Annotated in this window: 15 protein-coding genes; 9 read left to right on the top strand and 6 right to left on the bottom strand. The window is 35.3% G+C overall.

Going from position 1 to position 20,087, the window contains the following annotated elements:
* Positions 1 to 25: 25 nt before the first annotated feature.
* Positions 26 to 1,102 carry a peptide chain release factor 1 gene (gene prfA / locus G508_RS0110665; RefSeq protein ID WP_026705303.1) on the top strand — a complete coding sequence of 359 codons (1,077 nt, stop codon included), beginning with the start codon at positions 26 to 28 and terminating at the stop codon, positions 1,100 to 1,102.
* A gap of 158 nt (positions 1,103 to 1,260) precedes the next feature.
* Complete coding sequence (gene pyrF, locus G508_RS0110670; protein WP_026705304.1) at positions 1,261 to 2,079, top strand: orotidine-5'-phosphate decarboxylase; 819 nt, start codon at positions 1,261 to 1,263, stop codon at positions 2,077 to 2,079.
* Positions 2,080 to 2,158: 79 nt separating this feature from the next.
* Here the strand turns inward: pyrF and thrC are convergent, their stop codons facing one another.
* The 4 genes from thrC to thrA all read right to left on the bottom strand — a co-directional run bounded on the left by thrC (position 2,159) and on the right by thrA (position 7,580).
* Positions 2,159 to 3,448: a threonine synthase gene (gene thrC / locus G508_RS0110675; protein WP_026705305.1), complete on the bottom strand. Its 1,290-nt coding sequence runs from the start codon at positions 3,446 to 3,448 to the stop codon at positions 2,159 to 2,161.
* The gene (locus G508_RS0110680) at positions 3,449 to 4,078 is read right to left on the bottom strand and encodes a class I SAM-dependent DNA methyltransferase (RefSeq protein WP_026705306.1); all 630 of its coding nucleotides are present in this window, start codon (positions 4,076 to 4,078) and stop codon (positions 3,449 to 3,451) included.
* A gap of 50 nt (positions 4,079 to 4,128) precedes the next feature.
* Positions 4,129 to 5,049 (bottom strand): homoserine kinase, encoded by a 921-nt coding sequence (locus tag G508_RS0110685; RefSeq protein WP_026705307.1) that lies wholly within the window; start codon positions 5,047 to 5,049, stop codon positions 4,129 to 4,131.
* A gap of 83 nt (positions 5,050 to 5,132) precedes the next feature.
* Positions 5,133 to 7,580: a bifunctional aspartate kinase/homoserine dehydrogenase I gene (thrA, locus tag G508_RS0110690; RefSeq protein WP_026705308.1), complete on the bottom strand. Its 2,448-nt coding sequence runs from the start codon at positions 7,578 to 7,580 to the stop codon at positions 5,133 to 5,135.
* Positions 7,581 to 8,145: 565 nt separating this feature from the next.
* Here thrA and hutH point away from each other — a divergent pair.
* The 7 genes from hutH (at position 8,146) to G508_RS0110730 (ending at position 18,186) form a co-directional block, all read left to right on the top strand.
* Entirely contained in the window at positions 8,146 to 9,654 is a 1,509-nt protein-coding gene (gene hutH, locus G508_RS0110695) for a histidine ammonia-lyase (protein ID WP_026705309.1), read from the top strand.
* A gap of 143 nt (positions 9,655 to 9,797) precedes the next feature.
* Complete coding sequence (gene yaaA, locus G508_RS0110705; RefSeq protein ID WP_026705310.1) at positions 9,798 to 10,556, top strand: peroxide stress protein YaaA; 759 nt, start codon at positions 9,798 to 9,800, stop codon at positions 10,554 to 10,556.
* A gap of 274 nt (positions 10,557 to 10,830) precedes the next feature.
* The gene (locus tag G508_RS0110710; RefSeq protein ID WP_026705311.1) at positions 10,831 to 11,406 is read left to right on the top strand and encodes a hypothetical protein; all 576 of its coding nucleotides are present in this window, start codon (positions 10,831 to 10,833) and stop codon (positions 11,404 to 11,406) included.
* Positions 11,407 to 11,629: 223 nt separating this feature from the next.
* Positions 11,630 to 12,538, top strand: coding sequence for an ABC transporter ATP-binding protein (locus tag G508_RS0110715; protein WP_026705312.1), 909 nt, complete (start codon positions 11,630 to 11,632; stop codon positions 12,536 to 12,538).
* Positions 12,539 to 12,543: 5 nt separating this feature from the next.
* Positions 12,544 to 13,380 (top strand): ABC transporter permease, encoded by an 837-nt coding sequence (locus tag G508_RS0110720; protein WP_026705313.1) that lies wholly within the window; start codon positions 12,544 to 12,546, stop codon positions 13,378 to 13,380.
* A 43-nt stretch (positions 13,381 to 13,423) separates the two neighbouring features.
* On the top strand, positions 13,424 to 15,706 hold the full coding sequence (locus G508_RS0110725) for a T9SS type B sorting domain-containing protein (RefSeq protein ID WP_051197557.1): 2,283 nt from the start codon (positions 13,424 to 13,426) through the stop codon (positions 15,704 to 15,706).
* Positions 15,707 to 15,753: 47 nt separating this feature from the next.
* Positions 15,754 to 18,186 (top strand): T9SS type B sorting domain-containing protein, encoded by a 2,433-nt coding sequence (locus G508_RS0110730; protein ID WP_035694536.1) that lies wholly within the window; start codon positions 15,754 to 15,756, stop codon positions 18,184 to 18,186.
* Positions 18,187 to 18,228: 42 nt separating this feature from the next.
* Here G508_RS0110730 and G508_RS0110735 read toward each other — a convergent pair whose 3' ends face one another.
* Positions 18,229 to 19,491, bottom strand: a complete 1,263-nt coding sequence (locus G508_RS0110735) for a hypothetical protein (RefSeq protein WP_026705316.1) — start codon at positions 19,489 to 19,491, stop codon at positions 18,229 to 18,231.
* Positions 19,492 to 19,633: 142 nt separating this feature from the next.
* Positions 19,634 to 20,087, bottom strand: a 454-nt coding sequence (locus G508_RS0110740) for a T9SS type B sorting domain-containing protein (protein WP_026705317.1), incomplete at its 5' end; no start/stop codon positions are given.

A 20,087-nucleotide genomic window follows, 5' to 3' on the forward strand; every position in this document is an offset into this window, starting at 1 on the left:
ACTCCAAAATAAAGGAAAGAAAAAGATGTTAGATAGATTGCAAATAGTAAAACAGCGTTTCGACGAAATTTCAGACTTGATTATCCAGCCTGACGTTATTGCCGACCAAAAGCGTTATGTTCAGCTAAATAAGGAATACAAAGACCTCAAAGCATTGGCTGAAAAGCGCGATGAATACGTTACCATAATGGGAAATATCGACGAAGCAAACGAAATTATTGCCGACGGTAGCGACCCAGAAATGACCGAAATGGCCAAAATGCAATTGGAAGAAGCCAAAGAGCGTTTGCCAGAATTGGAAGAAGAAATCAAGTTCATGCTGATTCCAAAAGATGCCGAAGACGCCAAAAACGTGATGGTCGAAGTACGTGCCGGAACTGGTGGCGACGAAGCCAGTATCTTTGCAGGCGATTTGTTCAGAATGTACACTAAATATTGCGAAGCAAAAGGTTGGAGAACTTCTGTTGTAGATATGAACGAAGGAACTTCTGGTGGTTTCAAAGAGATTATCTTTGAAGTTACAGGAGAAGACGTTTACGGAACGTTGAAGTTTGAAGCAGGAGTTCACCGTGTTCAACGTGTACCACAAACCGAAACACAAGGTCGTGTTCACACCTCAGCTGCAACTGTAATGGTACTTCCAGAAGCCGAAGAATTTGACGTTCAGATTGATATGAATGACGTTCGTGTTGACTTTTTCTGTTCTTCAGGACCTGGAGGACAATCGGTGAATACTACAAAATCTGCCGTTCGTTTGACCCACATTCCAACTGGTTTGGTAGCACAATGTCAGGATCAGAAATCACAACATAAAAATAAAGACAAAGCTTTGGGCGTTTTACGTTCTCGTTTATACGAACAAGAATTGGCCAAAAAACAAGCCGAAGATGCTTCAAAACGTACATCACAGGTAAGTTCTGGAGACCGTTCTGCAAAAATCCGTACCTACAACTATTCACAAGGTCGTGTAACCGACCACCGAATCGGAATGGATATTTTCGACATGGATGGTGTAATGAATGGAAAAATCCAGAAACTAATTGACGAGTTGCAACTCGTTAATAATATGGAGAAACTGAAAGAAGCCAGCGAAGTTTTTTAAATATATTAAGATTTGAGTATTAAGACGAAAATAAAAGTATTTAGATTAAAGAGAAAGATGCCAGACTAACTAGTTTGGCATTTTTTATTTATGCTTAACGACTCTTAATTTCTTAATGGTTTATTTTTTTACGAACTTTGCCACAAACACAACAACAAATGACAACTCAACAACTAATAGAACAAATCCAACTAAAAAAATCTTTTCTAAGTGTCGGTCTTGATGTCGATTTAAACAAGATTCCACAACACCTTCTGGAAACCGAAGATCCCATTTTTGAATTCAACAAGGCCATTATCGATGCCACACACGATTTATGTGTCTCTTATAAACCAAATGTTGCTTTCTATGAGGCTTACGGCATAAAAGGATGGCAGGCACTTCAAAAAACCATCAATTACATCAACGAAAACTATCCCGAAATGTTCACGATTGCCGATGCAAAACGTGGCGATATCGGAAACACTTCTTCGATGTATGCCAAAGCTTTCTTTGAAGATATGGATTTTGATTCGGTTACCGTTGCTCCTTATATGGGAAAAGATTCCGTTGAACCATTTCTAGCTTTCGAAAACAAACACACCATTTTATTGGCTTTAACTTCAAACGAAGGTGCTTTTGATTTTCAAACTCTAAAAATAGAAGGAAAAGAAGTATACAAACAAGTATTGGAAACTTCAAAAAAGTGGAAAAATAGCGAAAACCTAATGTATGTTGTTGGCGCTACTAAAGCAGAATACCTGACAGATATTAGAAAAATTGTTCCTGATGGCTTTTTATTGATTCCGGGAGTTGGAGCTCAAGGCGGAAGCCTTTCAGACGTTTGCAAATATGGAATGAATGCCAATATAGGTTTGTTAATTGCCTCTTCAAGGTCGATTATTTATGCTTCGAACCAAAAGGATTTTGCTGAAAAAGCTAGAGAAGAAGCCTTGAAAATGCAACAAGAAATGGCTTCGATTTTAGACAATCAATAATTTTTTTGCCACAGATTTCACAGATTAAAATGATTAAAATTTTAAAAATCCGTGTAATCTGTGAAATCTGTGGCTAACTTTACTTCAAAAAAGATTTCAAGTCTTCATAGCTTTTAATTTTGATACTTTTCTTTTCTTTTCCCATCACGCTTTCAATTTGAGCTGGAATAGGAAGTGTTACTTTTAAAGTTTCTTCTACAATTTCCAAAAACTTTACCGGATGAGCTGTTTCCAAAAAAACGCCAATACTTTCCGTATTCGTTTCTAATTGTTTTTTTAAACCCAAATAACCAACAGCTCCGTGAGGTTCGGCAACATAACCGCTGGTTTTGTAAATCTGTTTTAAAACCTCGATTGTTTCTTCATCTGAAAAACTAAAAGACGAAAAATCCTTTTCAAACGCTTTCAAATCATGATTATACATTTCTTGAATACGAACAAAATTACTCGGATTTCCGACATCCATAGCATTTGAAATTGTGGCTTTAGAAGGTTTTGGATTATAATTTCCATTCTCCAAAAACCTCGGAACAGTATCGTTTACATTCGTAGAAGCAACAAAATGTTCTATTGGCAAGCCTAATTCTTTAGCCAAAATTCCAGCACAGATATTTCCGAAATTCCCACTCGGACAAGAAACTACAAGCGATTTTTCAGATTGTTTCAGTTGCTTGTAAGCAAAGAAGAAATAAAACATCTGTGGCAACCATCTTGCAATATTAATAGAATTGGCAGAAGTGAGATTCTTATGATTCAAACTTTCATCTAAAAAAGCCTTTTTTACCATGTCCTGACAATCATCAAAAACACCATCGACCTCTAAAGCCGTAATATTTTGACCCAAAGTTGTCAGTTGCTTTTCCTGAATGTCACTCACTTTTCCCGAAGGATATAAAATCACAACCTCGACTCCTTTAACACCAAGAAACCCACTTGCAACAGCACCTCCTGTATCGCCTGAAGTAGCTACTAAAACGGTATTTTTACTATCGGTTTCATCTTTATTGAAGTAAGCCAGACATCGGGCCATAAATCTTGCTCCAACATCCTTAAACGCCATTGTCGGTCCGTGAAAAAGTTCTAGCGAATAAATATCCTTTTCAACTTCTACCAAAGGAAAATCAAAACATAGGGTTTCAGCAATGATTTGTTTTAAGGTTGCTTCTGGAATTTCATCGCCTACGAATTGCTTGATGACTTCAAAAGCAATTGCTTCGTTTGAAAGGTTTTCAATTTTATCATAAAAATCACTTTCAATTGGTTCTATATGTTCTGGAAAGTATAATCCTTTATCAGGAGCCAGTCCTTGAATCACCGCTTCTTGAAAAGATACTTTTATTGCTTTATTATTTAAACTGTAATATTTCATTTATTTTCTTGCTATTAAAATGGTATGTATTTCGCTAGTTCCGTCTTTTCTAGTATAATCTTTATGACTGATATTGGTAATTTCAAAACCATTTTCGGATAAATCAGTTTGTATGCTTTCTAAATCATGGTAATAAAAATAAACCTGATCGCCACTACTCCCCGATTGATATCCTGATTTTTCATAATCGCCTTCAATAAAACTCAAATACAAAATACCCTTTTCAGAAAAAAGATTTTTAATATCCTTGACCAATTTAGAACAATCTGATTTTGATAAATACGGAATGCAAAATCCGCAAATTATGCCGTCGTATTCTGTTTTTAATTGGTCAATATTTCGACTGTCCATTACGCGAAAAGTAGCATTTGGATTATTCTTTTTCGCCAATTCAATCATATTTGGTGCAATGTCAATTCCCTCCAAGTCAAAATCGGGTCTTTTGGAAAGCATATATTTCGTAATATTTCCTGGACCACATCCAATCTCTAGTATTTTTGGATTAGATTTTTCGATTGCTTCACAAAACGTATCATAGCTATCATTGTATAAATCCAAATCCATAAAATGCTCTTCATATAAAGAGGCGACTTTATTCCAAGTCTCAAATGTTGTTTTGTACTTATTCATAAGATTTACTTAAAGACAGATTTTATTTGTGTAAATCTGTGATATCTGTGTTAGATTATTTTTATCCCTTCATCATTAATTTTAGAAACGTGAATTTCATAAGGCAAATTAATTTCATCATATACTTCACACATTACTTTGGCGACTTTTTCGGCAGTTTCTTTTCCTTTGCTTAAAGCAAAAATTGATGGTCCAGAACCTGAAATACCAACTCCCAAAGCTCCATTTTCAATGGCTATTTTTTTTACCAAATCAAATGCAGGAATCAAGATGCTTCTTAATGGCTCAACAATTTCATCGTGCAACGAACGGCCTATCAATTCATAATCATTGGTGTATAAACCACCAATCAAACCACCCACATTTCCCCATTGCACAATCGCACTTTTAAGCGAAATATTCTGTTTTAAAATCGAACGAGCATCCGAAGTTCTCAACTCAATCTGAGGATGGATTACGGTTGCAAACATCTCGTCCGGGCTTTTGATCTTGATGATGTCCAACGGTTCGTAACTTCTCACCAATGTAAATCCTCCCAACAAAGCGGGTGCTACGTTATCTGCATGAGCACTTCCGCTTGCCAGCTTTTCGCCTTGCATGGCAAATTGCACTAACTCTTTGTTAGAAAATGGTCTTCCCAACAATTCATTGATTCCGAAAACTGCCCCAGCCGAACTTGCGGCACTACTTCCAATGCCACTTCCGGCTTTGATGTTCTTGTAGATTTCTATCTCAAATCCAAACTCAGTTTCAATAGTTTCAAGCATCGCTAAAGCGGCAACTCCTGCTACATTTTTTTCGGTTTCCAAAGGCAAATCGGCACCAACAATTTTTGTAATTCTGATGCCTTTTTGATTGCTTTTTCGGACAATCATTTCGTCACCAACATTATCCAAACATAATCCGAGGATATCAAATCCACAAGATAAATTGGCTATTGTTCCTGGTGCGAATATTTTTATTTCGTTCATTTTTTTAAGTTGCTAAGTTTCTGATTAACTGAGTTTATGAGTTTTTCTTAGCACCTAAGAACCTCAGCAACTCAGTACCTTTTCTAAACATTTCCAATCCTGATCACATCTGCAAAAATTCCAGAAGCCGTTACAGCTGCTCCAGCTCCAGCTCCTTTTATTATCAAAGGTTGATCTACATATCTATCGGTATAAAATTCTACAATGTTGTCTTTTCCTTCCAAATTATAAAACGGACTTTCTTTTGGTATAAACTGCAAACCAACGCTTGCTTTTCCATTATCAAAAGAAGCAACAAATTTTATACGGCTGTCTTTTGCTTTAGCTTCAGCTAAAATACCTTCAAAATGATGCGAATGTTTTTTCAATGATGCGAAAAAATCGTCATTGTTGGTGGTTTCCATACATTCTTTTGGCAGGAAACAATTGTTTTCAATTTCATCAATATCCATTTCATAACCGCTTTCACGAATCAGAATTAGAATTTTTCGGGCTACATCAACACCACTCAAATCGATTTTTGGATCGGGTTCAGTAAAACCTTGAACTCCCGCTTCTTTAACCACTTCTTCAAAAGATGCGTTTTCATTAAAATTATTGAATATAAAGTTAAGGCTTCCTGACAAAACCGCATTAATCTTATTGATTTTATCGCCAGAAGCCACCAAATGTTTCAAGGTGTCAATAATTGGTAAACCTGCACCAACATTGGTTTCAAACAAAAATGGAGCATTGTATTTTGTGGATAATTGCTTTAGATTCTGATAATTGGAATAGACTGATGAACAGGCAATTTTATTACAGGTTACAACGGCAATATTTTGTTCCAAATATTGATCGTAAGTATTTGCTACGACTTCATTTGCGGTAATATCTACAAAAATACTGTTGCGAAAATTCAGTTCTTTTACTTTTGAAATAAACGCTTCCTTGTTTGCCACTTCTCCATTATCCAAAGCAGATTGCCATTCTTTCAAGGCAATTCCATCTTCATCAAAGTGCATTTTTCTTGAATTGGAAAGTGCAATCACACGAACATTGATCTTTAGATTATCCTTCAAAAATTTCTTTTGCTGGTGAATCTGGTCGATGAATTTTTCTCCGACATTTCCAACCCCCATCACAAATAAATTCAGCTGTTTGGTGTTGTCTTCAAAAAAACGTTCGTGAAGCGTGTTCAAAGCTTTTTTTACATCGCGTTCGTTTACCACAACCGAAATATTTCGCTCTGATGCACCTTGGGCAATCGCTCTAATATTGACATTATTTTTCCCTAAAGTACTGAACATCTTTCCGCTCAAACCTTGATGGTTCTTCATGTTTTCTCCAACCAAAGCTACGATGCAAAGGTTTTTTTCTGCCGTACAAGGATCAATTTTCTTCTGATTAATTTCTAATTCAAAAACCTTATCGATAGCCGATTGTGCACTTTCTGAATCATTATTTTGAATTCCGATGCAAATCGAATGTTCAGAAGAGGCTTGGGTGATAAAAATAACGTTGATACTTTCATTCGACAAAGCTTCGAACAAACGCTTAGAAAAGCCTGCAACCCCAATAATTCCCGAACCTTCAACCGTTAATAATGCAATTTTATCGATATGGGAAATTCCTTTTACGGGATTAACTTGGTAATTGATTTCATTGGAAATGTAAGTTCCTTCGACTTCTGGCTCGAATGTATTTTTGATTAATATTGGAATATTTCTGTTCAAAACCGGTTGGATTGTTGGCGGATACAGCACCTTTGCTCCAAAATGTGACAATTCCATTGCTTCCTGATAGGAAATCTTTTCAATCGGTTGTGCTTGTTTCACGATTTTCGGATTGGCAGTGAACATACCGTTTACATCGGTCCAAATTTCGAGATGCGAAGCGTTTAATGCTGCAGCAATAATAGCTGCTGTATAATCCGAACCTCCTCGACCAAGAGTAGTATTGTTTCCATCGGTTGAAGAAGCTATAAAACCTGGAAGAATGGTCACTTGAGCAGTATTCGCATGGAAATAATCAGCTATTAATTGATTGGCTGTTTCGAAATTGACGATAGCTTTTCCAAAATGATTATTGGTTTTGATCAATTCCCGACTGTCCTTATAAATGCTGTTTGGCAGTTGTTGTTTCAATGCTTCGGCAATGATGTAGGACGAACACAATTCTCCAAAACTTAAAATAGTATCTGAGGTTCTATTTGATAATTCTCCTAAAAGAAAACAACCATCGAGCAAGGTTTCTAGATGATTTATTATTCTTTTTACATGACTTAACAAAGCACTTTGCTCGCTAACGGGTATAAGTTCTTTGATCGCTTCGAGGTGTTTTTTCTCGATTTCTGCAACAATCAATCTATAGTCACTGTCCTTTGAGGCTGCTTTTGCAGAAGCTTCCAAAAGCAAATCCGTTACACCACTAAGAGCTGAAACTACTACAGTTAGTTGTGAATCCTGGGCTTTATTTTTAATTATATCCAGTACGAGTTTAATATTTTGAGCGTTTGCTACGGAAGTTCCTCCGAATTTTAATGTTCTCATTGTTTTTGTTTTATGGTATTGAAAATCTGATGATTATAAATAGTAAGTTTTTCTTTCGAAAAAGAATAATTACAATTGGATTATATGTGAAAATTATACCCCGAGTGGGGTACCTGTAGTAGATGTTGTTGTGCCAACCGAAAGTACAACCGCAGTTTGGGTTGTTATCGAAGACTGATATTTAACTTTATTGTTTGACATCTTGTTTTTCAAATGTACATTTTTTTAACAATAATAAAAGTTTTAGTGTGATTTTTATTGATACTTTAAAAACTAGCTTGTTTATAAATAAGTTTAAATATGTTCTTTATGTTTTTTAGCAAAATAATAGGGAATTCTTAGGATTTTGAAGTTTTTGCCCCTACAACTAAAGTGATTCTAAAAGCTGATTTTTAATTTATTAGCTGTTTATTAGAAAAATCTCCGTCAGAATAAAATACTAAGAATCTAAAGCCTGTTTCCGAAAACGTTATGACTATAGGTTAATATTATCGAAATATTATCAACAAATCTTGCTTTTTAACAACCGTTTACGGAATTTTGGCCTCTCAATACTTACACCAAAATGGATACTACACATTATATCAGTTCAAACATGCTAACGCTCGAAGAAATTCAGCAAATAATGGTTGAACAAAAACAACTTGCCTTATCTGAAGAAGCGAAAGTCAACATACAAAAATGCCGTGATTATCTCGATAATAAAATGAAACTTCATGGTGATCCTATTTATGGAATTAACACTGGTTTTGGATCGCTATATAACATTAAGATTTCGAATGAAAACTTATCGCATCTACAAGAAAACCTAGTAAAATCGCACTCTTGTGGGACTGGTGACGAAGTGCCTCATGAAATTGTAAAGTTGATGCTATTGCTCAAAATCCAATCGTTGAGCTATGGCAACTCTGGCGTTCAATTGATAACAGTTGAGCGTTTGATTGACTTTTATAACAACGACATTCTACCGGTTATTTACACCCAAGGCTCGCTTGGAGCTTCTGGGGATTTGGCTCCACTGGCCCATCTTTCATTACCACTTTTGGGAGAAGGCGAAGTTTATTTTAACGGAAAAAAAGTACACTCAAAAGATGTTTTGGAACACTTTGGCTGGGAACCAATTGTTTTGCAATCAAAAGAAGGTCTGGCATTGCTTAACGGAACTCAATTCATGAGTGCTTATGGAGTTTATACGCTTTTAAAGGCTTGTAAACTTTCTTATTTAGCGGATCTAATCGGAACCATTTCCTTGGAAGGTTTTGACGGAAGAAAAGAGCCTTTCAATGAATTAATCCATTTTATCAGACCTCATAAAGGACAAATTGTAACTGCAAATCGCGTGAATGAATTCCTTGAAGGAAGTCAGATTATTAATCAAGCGAAACAGCACGTTCAGGATCCCTATTCTTTTAGATGTATTCCTCAGGTTCACGGTGCTTCGAAAGATGCAATTGATTACGTAAAAAAAGTATTTAAAACAGAAGTAAACTCGGTTACAGATAATCCGAATGTTTTTATTGAAAGTGATCAGATTATTTCGGGTGGTAATTTTCATGGTCAACCATTGGCATTAGCATTGGATTTTATGGCAATTGCCTTATCTGAATTGGGAAGCATTTCTGAAAGAAGAACCTACCAATTGATTTCGGGATTGAGAGGTTTACCCGCTTTCTTGGTTGATAATCCTGGATTGAATTCTGGTTTTATGATTCCGCAATATACGGCTGCAAGTATCGCAAGCCAAAACAAACAATTGTCGACTCCAGCAAGTGTGGACAGTATCGTTTCTTCAAACGGTCAGGAAGATCACGTGAGTATGGGAGCGAATGCCGCGACAAAAGCCTTGAAAGTAATGGAAAACTTGGAACGTATTTTGGCTATTGAGTTAATGAATGCTTCTCAAGCAATTGAATTCAGACGTCCGTTACAGTCTAGTGATTTTATTGAGATGTTTTTGAAATCGTATAGAGAGGAAGTTCCGTTTGTATCTGAGGATAGAATCTTGCATTATGATATTCAGAAGACGGTTGCTTTCTTGAATAGTTTTCAGATAGAAGATGATTTATTTAATTAGAAAATGAAATAATTAAATCCCGAACTTGATGTTTGGGATTTTTTTTACTATCAATTTTTACTATTTTAAAATCAAAAGTTTCCATTTTGACACAAGTCATTTTAAAATCTAAAGTGTTATTTTTGAGATTCAAATTTAAAGAAATGAAAATCATTATATCGCCTGCGAAATCGCTTGATTTTGAGACTGAATTGCCAACAGATCGTTTTACCAAGAGTGCTTTTATGAAAGAAAGCAAACTGGTGAACAGCGTTGTAAAGAAGAAATCGCCAAAGGAATTATCTGAACTCATGGATATTTCGGATAATCTTGCAGAATTGAATTGGAAACGCAACAAGCAATTCAAAACTCCTTTTAATCCCACAAATGCCCGACCTGCAATGTATGCTTTTAATGGTGATGTATATATAGGTCTGGATGCTTATACCCTTCCAACAGAAAAAATTGATATGCTTCAGGAGAGTTTGAGGATACTTTCGGGATTATATGGATTGTTGAAACCATTAGATCTGGTTCAACCTTATCGATTGGAAATGGGGACACAATTGCCGATTGAAGACAGCAAAAATCTTTATGAGTTTTGGAAAGAAAAGCTAACCAAATCCTTGAATAAGGAATTAAAAAAAGGAGAATTATTTATTAATTTGGCCAGTAAAGAATATGCTGGTGCGATTGACTTTAAGGCATTGAAAGTTCCTGTGATCACTCCTGAATTTAAGGATTATAAAGACGGAAAATTAAAAATCATTAGCTTTTTTGCAAAAAAAGCACGTGGAATGATGGTTCGGTATATTATTGATACAGATGCTAAAACTATTGATGATTTGAAAGGTTTTGATTATGAGGGTTATCGTTTTGATGAAAATCTGTCGAAGGGGAATGATTTGGTTTTTACAAGATAATTATTTTATACAATAAATGAAAACGCTGGTTCTGCTGGCGTTTTTTTTGTTTATATAAATTAGGTAATAAAAGTTGTCGGAGCATTTTCAGAAGTTGTCAAGAGGTCTTTACTAATTACAGCTGATGTTTCCGTTTTTTGCTTTAAGCGAAAAAAATAATACGTTTTTTTTTTTAAGGTTTAATTAATTCTTTTTCAAAAAATTAATATAAAAACGCAACCTTTTATTATTTTTTCTATCTAATAGGTATAAACATCAATCAAAAATCAACCATATGAAAACAAAAATCTTTACCCTATTTGCTTTTTTACTTTTATTGGGATCTTGTGCTACGGATGATCCTGGAGAGAGCTTTCCTTTGCCACAAGAAAACCATGTATTATTGCTCAAAGTAGATTATACAACTAACGTCTTTGAAGGCGGAAAAGAGCTGAGCTTTGCTGATACAACTGCAACATTTACAGTAGAAACGGAATATCAGACTCCTAGTGATTTTGGAGGCATACAACTTTATTATCAAGAACTTGATGAAAAAATATTTGATGGCACGATTCATTGGATGGGTTTGGGAGCGATTTCGTATCCTGAGAATTTTGATCCTGCTGATAGTTTTGAAGTTGTTTTAACAGAAGATTTTGTTTTCCCAACTGAGGGTTTTGAAAATGTTTTTAATCCGGACAATCAAACCTATGATTATCAAATTGTATGGAGTTCGGTTCAGAGTTTAGTGAAGGTTAGACAGTATCTTCTTTCTAATCCCGATGCAAAAGCTCGAATTTTTCTCTACACACCAAGTGTAGGGATTGGCAATCAGGCAGAATGGGACTGGATTATTATTCTTAAAAACTAGTGATGACTGTTCATAATTTTTTGTTTTGTTTTGTTTTAATTGGGGATGCGTTTCATTGAATATATGAAACGCATTTTTTTTGTACTTATCTGGAAAAAAAATCTGACTGGAAAATCTTAGCCGTCGAATTCTTTTTTTATTTAATTTGTAAAATACTTCCTCTTTTTGGTAACAAATAGTTTTGTGATTCGTCAAACCTTAAATCAATCAAAAGCTATTTACTTTGGAAACAATATTATCAATCAAAAATCTACACAAACGTTATGGCTATGTCCATGCCGTGAATAATGTATCTCTGGAAATACAAAAAGGAAATGTTTATGGAATTTTGGGACCAAACGGAAGTGGAAAATCCACTACTTTAGGAATCGTCCTAAATGTCGTAAACAAAACTTCAGGAGAATTTAGCTGGTTCGACGGAAAAATGGATACCCATGAAGCATTGAAAAAAGTGGGTGCTATTATCGAACGACCTAACTTTTATCCTTATATGACGGCTAAGGAAAACCTGGAATTAGTATGCAAAATAAAAGGAATCAACTACAGTAAAGTTCAGGAAAAGCTGGAACTAGTGGGGTTGATGGAAAGAAAAGACAGCAAGTTTAGAACCTTTTCTTTAGGGATGAAACAGCGTTTGGCTATTGCTTCTGCCTTATTGAATGACCCCGAAATACTGATTCTTGATGAACCAACGAACGGACTCGATCCACAAGGAATTCATCAAATTCGAGATATTATCAAATTTATTGCTTCACAGGGAACTACTATTTTACTGGCTTCACATCTTTTAGATGAAGTAGAAAAAGTGTGTTCTCATGTTTTGGTTTTGCGAAAAGGACAGATTTTATATTCTGGAAGAGTTGATGGCATCACTTCGAATGAAGGTTTCTTTGAATTGGCTTCGGAAGACAATCTAACATTAAAAAATGTGGTTTCACAACATCCAGCGGTTGAAAAAATTGTGGACGAAAACAGCAAAATATTGGTGTATTTGAACAATAATTTGTCTGCTACCGACTTAAATCGCTATCTCTTTGAACGAAATATTACCTTGAATCATCTGGTAAAGAAGAAAAACAGCTTGGAAGAACAATTTCTTGAGCTTACAAAAAATCATCCATCAAACAACTAATCAGCATGAAAAGATTACTCTCTATAGAACTTCAAAAAATATGGAAAAACAGGGCGAGCCGAGTTTTGACCCTCACCTATTTTATATTATTAACCTTTATCGCTTTGATTGCCGCCATAAAATTTGACATTGGTAATTTCAAAGTACATTTTGCCGAAATGGGGATTTTCAATTTCCCATACATCTGGCATTTTAATACGTATGTTGCTTCAATTTTGAAATTTTTTCTAGCTATTGTAATTGTTTCCATGATGGCAAACGAATATAGCTATGGAACGTTGAAACAAAATTTAATTGACGGAATGAGCAAAAAGGAAATTGTATTGTCAAAATTCTTAACTGTTATTTTATTCGCATTTGTTTCGACAGTTTTTATTTTCCTGATGTCACTCATCTTGGGTTTAAGTTTCTCTTCTTATACCGAATTTGGAATCATTTTCTCTGATTTAGAGTACTTACTGGCTTATTTTATAAAGCTTGTTGGTTTTTTCTCTTTTTGTTTGTTTTTGGGAATTTTAGTAAAACGTTCGGCTTTTGCAATCGGGTTTCTGTTTGTTTGGTTTATTATTGAGTCTATTTTGATTGGTATACTAAACTATAAAATTTTTCCAGATAATGATTATGATCAAAATTTTACGCAGTTTTTGCCTCTTGAATCCATGTCTAATTTGATTGTAGAACCTGGATCGCGATTATCTGTCGTTCAAAACATGGGAACTCAAATAGGGATTGCAAATACCAAAGACTATGATGTTCATTTTACAACTATATTGATCGTTTTGGTTTGGATTAGCATTTTCATGTTTCTATCTTACAAATTACTAAAAAAACGAGATTTATAGTATCTTTGCCGGTACTATGAAAGCTATAAATTACCCCCTTTATATGCTGTTCCTGTTCTGCTTTTCGGCAACAGTTTCTGCACAATATATTACCGTTGATGAGAATGTAACAGTTGAAGAATTAGTCTCAGATGTTTTGATTGATAATCCATGTGCAAATGTTTCTAACATCATGGTGACGTCTTGGGCATTTGGATCTGGGAATTCTTATGGATACTTTACAGCAGGCACAAGTGATTTTCCATTTGAAGATGGCGTATTGCTTACTACTGGAAGAGCTTCGAGTGCAATTGGCCCAAATGGAAATATACTAAGCGAAGGACCAACGAACTGGCTAGGTGATTCAGATTTAGAGCAAGCATTAGGCATTGGCGGAAGCTCCATAAACGCTACTGCTTTAGAATTTGATTTTTTGCCTTTGGCCAATAAAATAAGCTTCGATTATATTTTTTCTTCCGAACAATATTTGTCTAATCCATCACCTAATCAATGCAATTTTACAGATGGATTTGTTTTCTTATTAAAAGAAGCAAATGGAACAGCTGATTATCAAAATCTTGCCGTTATTCCAGATACAAATACTCCTGTGAAAACCAATACAGTTCGTGGTTCAGGAACTATATGTCCAACAGCAAACGAGTCCTATTTTGACGCTTTCAACGGGTTTGAACATCCTACAAATTATAACGGTCAAACGATAATTATGACGGCTCAGGCCAATGTAACTCCGGGTGTTTTATATCATATAAAATTAGTGGTAGCCGATCAAGGAAACAACCTCTATGATTCGGCTATTTTCTTTGGTGCGGGAAGTTTTAAGATCGAAAAAGATCTTGGTCCTGATCGATCTATTGCTACTGGAAATCCACTTTGTGACGGCGAAATTTATCCTTTGGATGCTACCGAGCCTGGAAACAACACTTACCAATGGTTTAAAGACAATGTTGCAATTGTTGGTGCTACAAATCCAGTTTATACTGTTTCCAATAATGAATCAGGTGTTTATACTGTTGAAATTACGTATGATAATTCGGCTTGTATTTCAAAAGGCGAAGTAAGTGTAGAATATTCCGCACCTGTTACAGCAAATCCTGCGACAATAGTACAATGTGATGACAATTCTGACGGAATAACTGTATTCAATCTTACCAAAGCTGATAACCAAATCGTAGCAGGAAATCCTTCGCTGTCAAGTCCTATTTATTATGAAAATCAAACTGACACGGCACCCATTTCTACACCTACTTCCTATACAGCTACAGCTCCAAAAATAATTTATGCGCGAGTGAGTAATTCTTTTGGGTGTTTCACTTTCGTTGAAGTCACACTGGAAATTGCATCCAACAATGTTCCTACACCTGCACCAATTTCAACCTGTGATCTTGATGACACTCAGGATGGTTTACATCAATTTGATTTAGCTGAAGATGTTACTCCAATTGTAGTTGATGGTCTTCCCGCAAATTTGATTGTAACGTATTATCCAACTGCAAACAATGCGGTAAATGAGACCAATCCTCTGGCAAACGACTACACTAATGAAACAGCCTTTCAGGAAATTATATGGGCCAGAATTGTTAATGGTCCTGATTGTTATGGCATTATTCGAGTTACTTTGATCGTTAATGCTTTTACTGCTCAAAATTTTGAAGATGAAGAACAATTTATTTGCGAAGGTTCTAATACTATAACATTATCAGTTGCTAGTATTTATGAAAGCTATCTCTGGAACGACATTAATGGATCCGAAACCAATAGTATTCTTGTAAGTTCTCCAGGAGAATATTCGGTTACAGTTACTGATGCAAACGGTTGTGAGGATACTAAGAAATTTATTGTCAACCCATCTGGTAAAGCCACCATCACTTCTGTAGAAATAAATGATTTTGCTGGAGGAGAAAACTCCGTTCTAGTAAATTATTCAGGTCTGGGTGACTATCAATTTTCGCTTGATGGTGTTAACTATCAAGACAGTCCTCTTTTTATAAATGTCCCTTCAGGAGCTTATACAGTTTATGCGAAAGACATTAATGGTTGTGGGATTACTCCAAAAGAGATTTTTGTTTTGGATTATCCAAAATTTTTCACTCCAAATGCTGACGGATACAATGATATATGGGGTATCGATTATTTGAAAAAAGAACATCCAAGAGCCAAAATATCCATTTTTGACCGTTACGGAAAATTACTTTATTCCTTTTCTGGAGAAGGAGATGGATGGAACGGAACCTTTAATTCAAACCCTTTGCCAGCTTCTGATTATTGGTTTACTATCACTTTAGAAAACAATAGAGTTATAAAAGGTCATTTTTCCTTAAAACGATAAGTATATGTCAAAATATTACAATAAATTTGCTATTCTAAATTTTTAAAATGATCAAAATAAACTACTTGTGTCTTTTCCTCTTTTTATTCTTAATTACAAAGAGCACTGCCCAAAATGATTGTGTAGATGCAATTATCGTATGCGGAAATACTGGTTTTGATGGTCTGAATGCTACAGGAGTTGGCACCCAAGAACTTAACGGATCAAATACTTGCGGAAGTAATGAAAACAATAGCATTTGGTTACAACTTTCCATCGAGAATGGTGGAACTTTAGGTTTTACTTTGACCCCTGAAAGTAGCGACATTAATGTTGATTTTGATTTTTTTATTTATGGACCAAATGTTTCCTGTGGTAATATTGGTTCAGCAATTCGATGTTCTACTACTAATCCAGTAGCTTCGGGAGCTACAAACAATCTCACAGGACTAAATTCGACTGAAACAGATGACTCTGAAGGTCCTGGTGCTGATGGAAATAATTTTGTAGAGTGGCTCACAGTAAACAATGGCGAGACTTATTTTCTTATTATTGATAGACCAATTGGTACCAGTAACTTTTCGCTTACTTGGAATGGAACGGCAACATTTAACCAACCTCCAGTTTTTCAAATCCCTGTTGGAGAAGGTTTAGATATCGAAAAATGTGATACTGATGTAGTTCAAGATGGTTTTACTTCATTCGATTTAGAACAAAACAATCCAACTATCATTGGCACTCAAACCGATGTGGCTGTTACTTATCACCTTGATCAAAATGATGCTTTAACAGCCGATAACTCTATTGCAGATGCTTCAAACTTTATAAATACTTCAAACCCACAAACCATTTTTGCCCGAATCACCAATACCACAACAGGTTGCTTCAGTATAAATGACTTTGAGATTGAAGTCATCAATTCTGTGACTATTCCTGGAGACAGTTTTGCTATTTGTGATGATACATCAGATGGAGATGACGCTAATGGTCAAGGAACTTTTGTTTTCGACGATGTTACTGCTGGAATTATGGAAGGCGAAGATTTAACCGATTTAATCATTAATTATTATGCTTCAAATAATGACGCTGTATCAAATACAGCAGCTTTAGGAACTTCATTTTACAACAATACCCCCAACCAAGAGCAGGTTTTTGTGAAAATCTCAAATCCTGATGGCTGCTTCAGAATTAAGCCAATTGATCTCATAGTAAATCCCCTTCCTGCAAAGGTTACTGCAACATTGGTTCAATGCGATTCAGGATTTAATCCAGATGGTATAACATTATTCAATCTCAATGAAGCTTTTGCTTCGTTAACTAACAATAATCCTAATTTTAGCCTGACATTTTTTGAAAATGGAAACCCTATTGATTCAGATTATACCAATACTTCAAATCCGCAACAAATTGAAGTTTTAGTGACAAATACTACAACTGGATGTTCAAGTTTCAGTACGTTAAACCTAAATGTCAATGTTTTCAATCAGGTAGTAACAATAGATCCTTTATGTGACATTGTTGATATTGAAGATGGTTTTAGATCTTTTGATTTGAATACTTCTAGCTTAGTCCTTTCAGGAACTGAGACAGCTGTTTTCTATGAAACACTAAATGATGCGTTATTAGAACAAAATGAAATTCCAAACCCATCTGATTACACGAATAGTATTCCTTATGATTCTACGATCTATGTCAGAGTTGAAGATGGGAATGATTGTTCAGGAATAAGCGAAATTAGATTAATTATAAACACATTACCCAATATTGTTCGTCAAGGCGATGATGGTGTATATGTTTGTGCGAATCTTCCGTTAAAATTCATCAAACTAGATGCTTCCATTTTAGAGGGAAATGAAAATGATTATACCTATTCCTGGTTCAGAGACGGAACACTTTTACCACAAACAAGCTATAGCATAAATGTAAACTTACCAGGAATTTATACTGTTGATATCACTAATTTCGAAGGTTGTACCATTACCAGAACCATTCCTGTTTTAAATTCAAGTGATGCTACCATCGAGGAAATTATTGTTCAAGATGTAACTTTAGAGACAAATACCATCACGGTTATTTTGGATCCTTCAAGCATTGGAACTTATGAGTATAGTCTTGATTATCCTCAAGGTCCTTATCAGGATTCTAACTTTTTTGATAATGTTCAATCAGGAATTCACACGATTTATATCAAAGATATAAATGGATGCGGAATGACACAAGAGCTTGTTGTAGTAATTGGAATTCCTAAATTTTTTACGCCAAATGGGGATGGTTTTAATGATGAATGGAAAATTAATGGTGTAGATCGATTATATAATTCGCAAACTGTTGCCTATATTTTTGATCGATATGGGAGATTGTTGAAGGAACTGAAGGGTGATGATCCAAACGGTTGGAATGGAACTTCCAATGGAAATGCATTACCTGCTGATGATTATTGGTATGAAATTCTCTTAGAAGATGGCCGAACTGCAAGAGGACATTTTTCATTGAAACGCTAAAGCAAAAAAGGAGCAATTTTGAAGTTGCTCCTTTTTTATTCATTATGTTTTTTGTTTTTTCTTTCTTGCTGCAGGAAATAACACGTTGTTCAATATGAGTCGATAACCCGGAGAATTTGGATGTAAATCTAAAACTGTTGGTTCATCTCCCACTCTATGCTGATAATCTTCGGGGTCATGACCTCCAAAATAGGTAAACATTCCTTTTCCTATCTGTCCATGAATATAACGAGCCTCTCCATTAAAATGATTCTCTCCCATAATTAGCACATTAGATTTAATTAAATTACCATCATAAGAAGTGGTTTGCCCCATAAATCCTTTCACAAGTTGAGTATGATTTTGACAAAGCATACTAGGAACTATATCCCATTTAGCCGAAAAATCCATTAAGGTAAAATAATCTTTTTCCATTGGCAATTTTCGCTTTTGCGTCATATCAATATCAGAAAACTCATAAACATTTGGATTTCGCTCTAGCGTATAATCTTTGAAAGCAAAGCTATTCCTATAATCAATTTTTGATTGATAATTTGCATCACTTACATCTCCGTCAAACATAGGCTCACAAATATCAACTCCCTGAGCCGCCAAAGCAATGTCAAAGCTATCTGTTGCAGAACACATTGCAAACATAAATCCACCACCGATTACAAAATCTCTTATCTTTTTAGCAACAGCTAACTTTGCTTCAGAAACTTTGCTATAGCCTAATTTTGAAGCTAAAGCCTCTGCTTCCTTTTTTTGTTCTATATACCAAGGGGCACTCTTGTAAGCACCAAAAAATTTACCATATTGCCCTGTAAAATCTTCATGATGCAAATGAAGCCAATCATACAAAAGCAAACCATCCGATAGTACTTCCTCGTCATAAACTGGTGTAAATGGAATTTCTGCATAAGTCAAAACTAAAGTTACAGCATCATCCCATGGTTGTTTTCCTTTTGGAGTATAAACTGCAATTTTAGGCGTTCGTTCTAAAACTACAGCTTCCATATTTTGTGATGGGCTTGAAATTTCATCCAAAATACTATTAGACTCACCGTCTGAAAGGACTTCAAAACTAACTCCTCTAATCTGACATTCCTTTCTTATTTCTGGTGCATCAGGCATTAAAAATGCCCCCCCTCTGTAATTCAACAACCAGCTAATCTTATATTGTTTTTCGAGTGCCCAGTAGGTAATCCCATAAGCTTTCAAATGATTTTGCTGTGAAGTATCATCCATAGGAACTAGAAGAAAGGAAGCTTTTGCTGAAACCGAAATCAGAAATAGTAAAATAAAAAGTGTGCTTTTAAAAGACATTCTAAAAAGTTTTATTCCAAAGATACTAGATTTTATGTGAAGAAAAAGATAAAATATTTTCAACTATTGTCACAATTAATTTCTAACATTAATGCAAAAAAAAGCCCGTTCTTACGAACAGGCTTTTTTCTTAAATTTTGTATTATCTTTTTATTGAAAAGTGAGCTTTAAATTCTTTTTTGACACCGGCTTCCTCATAATCAAGTGTAAACCAATAATCTGTTGCTGGTAGCGGTTGCCCGTTGTAGGTACCATCCCAGCCCAGGCCTTCGGTACTGATTTCCTTCACCAGTTTTCCAAATCGGTCAAATATATAAATTTTTGCGTTAAGTACCTCACCGAACCTTGAAATTTTCCAAGTATCGTTAATACCATCCCCATTTGGCGTGAAATACTTTGGATAATCGATGATGGTTACCACATCTGTCAGCACATCGCATGCCTGTGGATCCCTTACCGTGATGGTGTGTTCTCCCATGCTGATGTTGTCAAAAACGTTACTTTCCTGGAACGGACCATAATCCAACTGGTATTCATAGTCTCCCGCTGGCTGTGCCGTGATGACAACCGTAGGATTCTGAGAAAAATAGTCGTTT

This window comes from Flavobacterium soli DSM 19725, from assembly GCF_000422705.1.
Taxonomy (GTDB): domain Bacteria; phylum Bacteroidota; class Bacteroidia; order Flavobacteriales; family Flavobacteriaceae; genus Flavobacterium; species Flavobacterium soli.

Coding starts and splice junctions, on each gene's coding strand:
- prfA (WP_026705303.1), top strand. CDS start 26: ATGTTAGATAGATTGCAAATAGTAAAACAGCGTTTCGACGAAATTTCA.
- pyrF (WP_026705304.1), top strand. CDS start 1,261: ATGACAACTCAACAACTAATAGAACAAATCCAACTAAAAAAATCTTTT.
- thrC (WP_026705305.1), bottom strand. CDS start 3,448: ATGAAATATTACAGTTTAAATAATAAAGCAATAAAAGTATCTTTTCAA.
- G508_RS0110680 (WP_026705306.1), bottom strand. CDS start 4,078: ATGAATAAGTACAAAACAACATTTGAGACTTGGAATAAAGTCGCCTCT.
- G508_RS0110685 (WP_026705307.1), bottom strand. CDS start 5,049: ATGAACGAAATAAAAATATTCGCACCAGGAACAATAGCCAATTTATCT.
- thrA (WP_026705308.1), bottom strand. CDS start 7,580: ATGAGAACATTAAAATTCGGAGGAACTTCCGTAGCAAACGCTCAAAAT.
- hutH (WP_026705309.1), top strand. CDS start 8,146: ATGGATACTACACATTATATCAGTTCAAACATGCTAACGCTCGAAGAA.
- yaaA (WP_026705310.1), top strand. CDS start 9,798: ATGAAAATCATTATATCGCCTGCGAAATCGCTTGATTTTGAGACTGAA.
- G508_RS0110710 (WP_026705311.1), top strand. CDS start 10,831: ATGAAAACAAAAATCTTTACCCTATTTGCTTTTTTACTTTTATTGGGA.
- G508_RS0110720 (WP_026705313.1), top strand. CDS start 12,544: ATGAAAAGATTACTCTCTATAGAACTTCAAAAAATATGGAAAAACAGG.
- G508_RS0110725 (WP_051197557.1), top strand. CDS start 13,424: ATGCTGTTCCTGTTCTGCTTTTCGGCAACAGTTTCTGCACAATATATT.
- G508_RS0110730 (WP_035694536.1), top strand. CDS start 15,754: ATGATCAAAATAAACTACTTGTGTCTTTTCCTCTTTTTATTCTTAATT.
- G508_RS0110735 (WP_026705316.1), bottom strand. CDS start 19,491: ATGTCTTTTAAAAGCACACTTTTTATTTTACTATTTCTGATTTCGGTT.